Raw genomic sequence first — 5346 nt, 5'->3', positions numbered from 1 at the left:
AACCTTGTGGACGGCGGGATGACAAGAAATCCGGGCCCGGTCGGGCTGTGCCACAATGGGGCGGCCGGACAGTCCAACCGATCGACAGGGGTTCCAGCTGTGAAGTTCGAGGTCAACCGGGACGTCTTCTCCGAAGCCGTCTCCTTCGCGGTGAAGCTCCTCCCACAGCGCACGACCCTCCCGATCCTCTCGGGCGTCCTGATCCACGCGGACGGCGATCGACTCACGCTCTCGTCGTTCGACTACGAGGTCTCGGCGCAGACGTCCATCGCGGCGCAGATCGACGAACCCGGCACCGTGCTCGTCTCCGGCCGGCTCCTGAACGACATCGCGAGCCGTCTGCCGAACGCCCCGGTCACCTTCACCACCGAGGACTCCAAGATCTCGGTGACCTGCGGCTCGGCGCACTTCACGCTGCTGTCCATGCCGGTCGAGGAGTACCCGACGCTCCCGGAGATCGGTGAGCAGACCGGCGTGATCCCCGGCGACGCGTTCTCCGAGGCGGTCTCGCAGGTCGCGGTCGCCGCCAGTCGCGACGACGTCACCCCGGTCATCACCGGCGTGCAGCTCGAGGTCGGGGACAACGACCTGTCCCTCATCGCGACGGACCGCTACCGCGTGGCCGTCCGCACCATCGCCTGGGACTCGGGTCGCGTCGGGTCGGACCCGCTGCACGCACTCGTCCCCGCCCGCACCCTGCAGGAGGTGGGCCGCACCTTCGGCTCGGCCTCCACGGTGTCGGTGTCGATCAGCGGCTCGTCCGACCGCGAGCTCATCGCGTTCCACGCGGACGACAAGACCGTCACGTCGCTGCTCATCAAGGGCAACTACCCGCCGGTCCGCCGGCTCTTCCCCGAGACCGTCCAGGACCACGCGGTGATCAACACCGCGGAACTGGTCGAGGCGGTCCGACGGGTCTCCCTCGTCCTGGAGCGCGAAGCAGCCCTCCGGTTCTCCTTCACGGTCGACGGGCTCACGCTCGAAGCGATCGGTTCCGAACAAGCGCAGGCGTCAGAGTCGATCAGTGCGTTGCTGACCGGTGAGGAAACGGTGGTCTCGCTGAAGCCCGCCTTCCTCCTGGACGGGTTGAACGCGGTGCACTCCGAGTTCGTCCGGATCTCCTTCACCAAGACGGAGAACCCCAACAAGCCGGGACCGGTGCTCATCACCGGCCAGACCTCGCAGGAGGCCCCGGCGGCGGACGGATACCGGTACCTGCTGCAGCCCAATCTCCTGCTGCGGTAAGCGCAACAGCCGAACACTGCGCTGACGCGCTCCCAGCAGCATCAGCGCGACGACGAACAGAAGAGGAAATCATGCACATCGGTCTTGTCGGCCTCGGTCGCATGGGCAACAACATGCGTGCCCGTCTCCGCAACGCAGGCATCGAGGTCACCGGCTACGACGCGAACCCCGCCGTGTCCGACGTCGCCGACCTCGGCGCACTCGCCGCCGCACTGCCCGAGGGCAAGAAGCTCGTGTGGGTCATGGTCCCGCACGGCAAGATCACCGACGACGTGATCACCGACCTGTCGAACGTCCTGAGCGCGGGTGACCTCGTGATCGACGGTGGCAACTCGAAGTGGCTCGACGACGAGGTGCACGCCAAGCAGCTCGACGCCAAGGGCATCCGCTACATGGACGCCGGCGTCTCGGGCGGCGTCTGGGGCAAGGAGAACGGCTACGGCCTCATGGTGGGCGGCGCCCCCGAGGACGTCGAGTTCGCCATGCCCGTCTTCGACGCGCTCCGTCCCGAGGGCCCGCGCGAAGAGGGCTTCTCGCACGCCGGCGGCGTCGGCGCGGGCCACTACGCGAAGATGGTCCACAACGGCATCGAGTACGCGATCATGCAGGCGTACGGCGAGGGCTACGAGCTCCTCGAGGCGAAGGACATCGTCCACGACGTCCCGGCGGTCTTCGCCGGCTGGCAGCGTGGCACGGTCGTCCGTTCCTGGCTCCTCGACCTCCTCGTCCTCGCGATCAACGAGGACCCGAAGCTCGACGAGCTCGAGGGCTACGTCGACGACTCGGGCGAGGGGCGCTGGACCCTCGAAGAGGCGATCGAGCTCGCGGTCCCGATGCCCGCGCTCTCGGCAGCCATGTTCGCCCGCTTCGTCTCGCGTCAGGGCAGCGATTCCCCGACGATGAAGGCCGTCGCGGCGCTCCGCAACCAGTTCGGCGGCCACGCCGTCAAGAAGGCGTAGCTCAGGTAACCACCTGAGCTCGTCTCGGCCCGCGTGCACGTCGACCACCTGCAACTCACGGACTTCCGGAACTACCGGGAGGCCGAGGTCGACCTCGCACGCGGGCCGAACCTGTTCGTCGGCCGGAACGGACAGGGCAAGACGAACCTCGTCGAGGCGATCGGCTACCTCTCCACCCTCGGGTCGCACCGCGTCCCGACCGATGCCGCGCTCGTGCGCCAGGGCTGTGACGCCGCGGTCGTCCGCGCCCGGCTCGCGCACGAGGACCGCAGCATCCTCGCCGAGGTCCAGATCAACCGCACCGGATCGAACCGCGCGCAGGTCAACCGGTCGGCGATCAAGCCGCGGGAACTCCCGCGGTACTGCACGAGCGTGCTGTTCGCGCCCGAGGACCTCGCGCTCGTCCGCGGTGAACCGGCCGGCCGGCGCCGGATGCTCGACGAGCTGCTCGGTCAGATCGCCCCGCGCATGCAGGGTGTCCTCGCCGACTACGACCGGACGCTCCGGCAGCGCAACACCCTGTTGAAGTCCGCGCGCGCGACCGGCGCCAAGTCCGGGTCGCTCGCGACGCTCGACGTCTGGGACGAGCGGCTCGTGGCGTTCGGTGCCGAGATCATCGCCGCACGTGACCACCTCACCCGTCGCCTCGCCCCCTTCGTCGCCGAGGCGTACGCGACCGTCGCCGGTGAACGGCACGAGGCGTCGATCACCGGTGTCCTCAGCGTCCGGGGCGGCGACCCGGAGGACGTGGCCGCGACGGACCCGGTCCTCGGGACACCCGACGAGCCGGTCACCGTGGCCGCCGCCGGCGAGGCCTTCCGCGCGGCGCTCGACCGTCGACGACGGGACGAGCTCGACCGCGGTCTGACGCTCGTCGGCCCGCACCGGGACGACGTGCTCTTCCAGCTCAACGGGTTACCTGCCCGTGGGTACGCCAGTCATGGCGAATCCTGGTCGTTCGCGCTCGCGGTCCAGCTCGCGAGTGCCTCGATCCTGCGCGCCGAGTCGAGCCTCGGCGACCCGATCATCATCCTCGACGACGTGTTCGCCGAGCTCGACGAGTCGCGCCGCGAACGGCTGGCCGCCGCGGTCGCCGACTACGAGCAGGTACTCATCACGGCGGCGGTCTTCGGCGACGTCCCCGCGCAGCTCGCGGCGCACACCGTCCGGATCGAGGCCGGCACGATCGTGCGCGACGAGGCGGAGCCGAGCCGCGCCTCCAGTCCGACCGTCGAGACGGACGACCACGCGACGGAGGCCGGCGTCTGATGCCGGAGCCGTCGCGACCCACCGAACCCTCGCGGGTGTACCGACACCTGCGCGCGGTCTTCGGCGACCCCTCGAAGCGTGGCGTCGACGCGCGTCGGCGCCGGATGAAGGGACTCGACCCCGATTCCGTGCCGTACGGCCGCGGCCGAGAGCCCGCCGGGCTCGGTGACGTGGTCGGCTCGCTCGCCGCCGAGCTCGGCTGGACCGAGCCCCTCGCCCGCTCGGAGCTCTTCGTGGACTGGCCCGCGGTCGTCGGCGAGGAGCTCGCGAAGCACTCCCGGCCGATGACCATCGACGACGGCGCCCTCGTGATCCGGTGCGACTCGACGGCCTGGGCGACGCAGCTCCGGTTGATGCGGAGCACCATCACGACGACCATCGCCGAACGGCACCCGGAAGCCGGCGTCCAGTCGATCCGGGTTTCGGGCCCCGACGCCCCCACCTGGAAACGCGGTCCCAGGACGGTCCAGGGGCGCGGTCCTCGCGACACTTACGGGTGAGCCGACGAAATCGTCCGGGAGGACGAAAAAAGGCCGTCCACGGCCCGATTCCGCCCTCGGAGGAGGGGGTCCTGCGGTAGACTGGGGGGTGCAGTGCGCGGGTGTTCCGCGCGCAGGCAGGAGCACCTTCGAATGACATCCGGATCTGACGACGACCGAGAGAACTCGTCCGGCGAGGCGACCCCGCAGAGCGAACCCCAGTACGGCGCAGACCAGATCCAGGTGCTCGAGGGACTCGAAGCCGTCCGGAAGCGTCCGGGCATGTACATCGGGTCCACCGGTCCCCGCGGTCTGCACCACCTCGTGCAGGAGATCGTCGACAACTCCGTCGACGAGGCGCTCGCGGGCTACTGCGACACGATCAACGTCACGATCCGCGAAGACGGTGGCGTCCGCGTGGTCGACAACGGCCGTGGCATCCCCGTCGGGATCCACGCTGCCGAGGGCGTCTCGACCGTCCAGGTCGTGCTCACCGTCCTGCACGCCGGTGGCAAGTTCGGCGGCGGCGCGTACGCGGTGTCCGGCGGTCTGCACGGCGTCGGGTCGTCGGTCGTCAACGCGCTGAGCTCCGAGCTCGACGTCGAGGTCCGCCAGCAGGGCCACGTGTGGCGCCAGAGCTACACCGACGGCGTCCCGGTCGCGCCCCTGTCGAAGGACGAGGAAGACGACGGGCACGGCACCACGATCACGTTCTGGCCGAACGCCGAGATCTTCGAGACGGTCGTCTTCGACTACGAGACCCTGCGCACGCGGTTCCAGCAGATGGCCTTCCTCAACAAGGGCCTGCGCATCACCCTGACGGACGAGCGCACCCCGGCCGACGGTGAAGAGTCCCGCCACGACTCCTTCCTGTACGAGCGCGGGCTCGCCGACTACGTCGAGTACCTCAACGCGCAGAAGAAGGCCGACCTCGTGCACCCGGACGTCATCGGCTTCGAGGCCGAGGACCCGGAGCGCAAGATCGCGCTCGAGGTCGCGATGCAGTGGAACACCTCCTACCAGGAGAGCGTCCACACCTTCGCGAACACGATCAACACGCACGAGGGCGGCACCCACGAAGAGGGCTTCCGCGCGGCGCTGACGTACCTGGTCAACAAGTACGCGCGCGAGGCGAAGATCATCAAGGAGAAGGACGACAACCTCACGGGTGACGACATCCGCGAAGGGCTGACGGCCGTCATCTCCGTGAAGCTCGGCGAGCCGCAGTTCGAGGGGCAGACGAAGACCAAGCTCGGCAACACCGAGGCCAAGGGCTTCGTCCAGCGCGTCGTCGGCACCGAGCTCACGCACTGGTTCGAGAGCAACCCGACGCAGGCCCGCGACGTCGTGCGCAAGGCGATCCAGGCCTCGCAGGGCCGTCTTGCCGCACGCAA

General features: G+C 69.3%; 5 protein-coding genes. All 5 read left to right on the top strand.

Annotation, left to right across the window (positions count from 1 at the left end):
- The first annotated feature begins 99 nt into the window (after positions 1-99).
- Positions 100-1245 (top strand): DNA polymerase III subunit beta, encoded by a 1146-nt coding sequence (gene dnaN / locus I5E_RS16965; RefSeq protein WP_022908035.1) that lies wholly within the window; start codon positions 100-102, stop codon positions 1243-1245.
- A 71-nt stretch (positions 1246-1316) separates the two neighbouring features.
- A complete protein-coding gene (gene gnd, locus I5E_RS16960) occupies positions 1317-2204 on the top strand; it encodes a phosphogluconate dehydrogenase (NAD(+)-dependent, decarboxylating) (protein WP_022908034.1) in 888 nt (295 codons plus the stop codon).
- Positions 2205-2237: 33 nt separating this feature from the next.
- Positions 2238-3473 carry a DNA replication/repair protein RecF gene (gene recF, locus I5E_RS16955; protein WP_022908033.1) on the top strand — a complete coding sequence of 412 codons (1236 nt, stop codon included), beginning with the start codon at positions 2238-2240 and terminating at the stop codon, positions 3471-3473.
- 35 nt (positions 3474-3508) lie between these two features.
- Positions 3509-3973 carry a DUF721 domain-containing protein gene (locus I5E_RS16950; RefSeq protein ID WP_307159710.1) on the top strand — a complete coding sequence of 155 codons (465 nt, stop codon included), beginning with the start codon at positions 3509-3511 and terminating at the stop codon, positions 3971-3973.
- Between the two features lie 132 nt (positions 3974-4105).
- The coding region (locus I5E_RS16945) for an ATP-binding protein (protein WP_022908031.1) at positions 4106-5346 on the top strand (1241 nt) is incomplete at its 3' end.

This window comes from Curtobacterium sp. B18, assembly GCF_000333375.1.
Lineage (GTDB): Bacteria > Actinomycetota > Actinomycetes > Actinomycetales > Microbacteriaceae > Curtobacterium.
Note: the sequence above shows the minus strand (reverse complement) of the source record. Positions and strands in the feature narration are given on the sequence as shown.